This window comes from Rhodococcus sp. RS1C4, from assembly GCF_002258225.1.
Classification (GTDB): domain Bacteria; phylum Actinomycetota; class Actinomycetes; order Mycobacteriales; family Mycobacteriaceae; genus Rhodococcoides; species Rhodococcoides fascians_E.
In genome coordinates this window covers 1-1,466 of record NZ_NOXZ01000001.1, presented here as the reverse complement: position 1 = coordinate 1,466, position 1,466 = coordinate 1, and the positions used below count along the sequence as shown (strand labels likewise).

The 1,466-nt window shown below is 60.8% G+C and carries 2 protein-coding genes; both read left to right on the top strand.

Annotation, left to right across the window (positions count from 1 at the left end):
- A partial coding sequence (locus tag CH289_RS00010) for an ABC transporter permease (RefSeq protein ID WP_052060002.1) occupies positions 1 to 999 on the top strand: 999 nt, incomplete at its 5' end.
- Between the two features lie 6 nt (positions 1,000 to 1,005).
- Positions 1,006 to 1,466, top strand: a 461-nt coding sequence (locus tag CH289_RS00005) for an ATP-binding cassette domain-containing protein (RefSeq protein WP_143545019.1), incomplete at its 3' end; no start/stop codon positions are given.

Here is a 1,466-nt window from a genome sequence, read left to right as displayed (position 1 = left end):
AAGAAGCAGAAGCCGTTGCAGCGGTTGCTGGTTCGTCCGGAGATCGGCGCGCTGTTCGGCGCGATCGTGATCTTCGTCTTCTTCTGCATCGTCGCTCCACCCTTCCGATCCCCGGAAGCTCTCGCCACCGTCCTCTACGCCTCCTCGACCATCGGCATCATGGCGATCGGAGTGTCGCTGTTGATGATCGGCGGAGAGTTCGACCTCTCCACCGGTGTCGCGGTGACGTTCTCCTCGATCATGGCCTCGATGATCGCCTACAACCTGCACCTGAACGTCTGGCTGGGATCGCTGCTGGCGCTCGTACTCGCTCTCGGGGTCGGATTCCTCAACGGCTATCTGGTGATGAAGACGAAGATTCCCTCGTTCCTGATCACCCTGTCGAGCTTTTTGATGCTGACCGGTATCAACCTCGCGGTCACCAAGCTCGTCACCGGGCAGGTCGCCACCCCGTCGATCTCGGATATGGCCGGCTTCGACTCGGCGAAGAAGGTCTTCGCCTCGTCCTTCCAGATCGGTGATGTCTCGATCCGCATCACCGTCGTCTGGTGGCTGTTGTTCACCGCCATCTCCACCTACGTGCTCATGAAGACCCGCATCGGCAACTGGATCTTCGCCGTCGGCGGCAACCAGGACTCGGCTCGCGCCATCGGTGTTCCCGTGACGAAGGTCAAGATCGGGCTGTTCATGTTCGTCGGATTCTGCGCCTGGTTCGTCGGCATGCACCTGCTGTTCGCGTTCAACACCGTCCAGTCCGGTCAGGGCGTGGGCAACGAATTCCTCTACATCATCGCCGCCGTCATCGGTGGCTGCCTGTTGACCGGTGGTTTCGGTACGACCATCGGAGCGATGATCGGCGCATTCATCTTCGGCATGGCCAACCAGGGCATCGTCTACGCCGGATGGAACCCGGACTGGTTCAAGTTCTTCCTCGGCGCGATGCTGCTGTTCGCCGTCATCGCGAACAATTCCTTCCGCAACTACGCAGCAAAAAGGTGACCGGTCATGACCACACACGCACAAACCCCGATCGAGAACGTCCCCTCGGGCGGTAAGACACCGCTCATCGAGCTCAAAGGCGTCGGTAAGTCCTACGGCAACATCATCGCCCTCACCGGCATCAACCTGCGCGTCGGCGCCGGCGAGGTCACCGGTGTTCTCGGTGACAACGGCGCCGGCAAGTCCACCTTGATCAAGATCATGGCCGGTTTGCATCAGCAGACCGAAGGCGAACTGCTCGTCGACGGTGTCGACACCAAGTTCAGTTCCCCGAAGGACGCACTGGGCAAGGGCATCGCGACGGTCTACCAGGACCTCGCGGTGGTCTCCTTGATGCCGGTCTGGCGTAACTTCTTCCTCGGTCAGGAACTGCGCAAAGGCCCGTTCCGGACACTCGACGCCACCGCGATGCGCGCGACGACCATCGAAGAGCTGCACAAGATGGGTATCGATCTGCCCGACGTGGA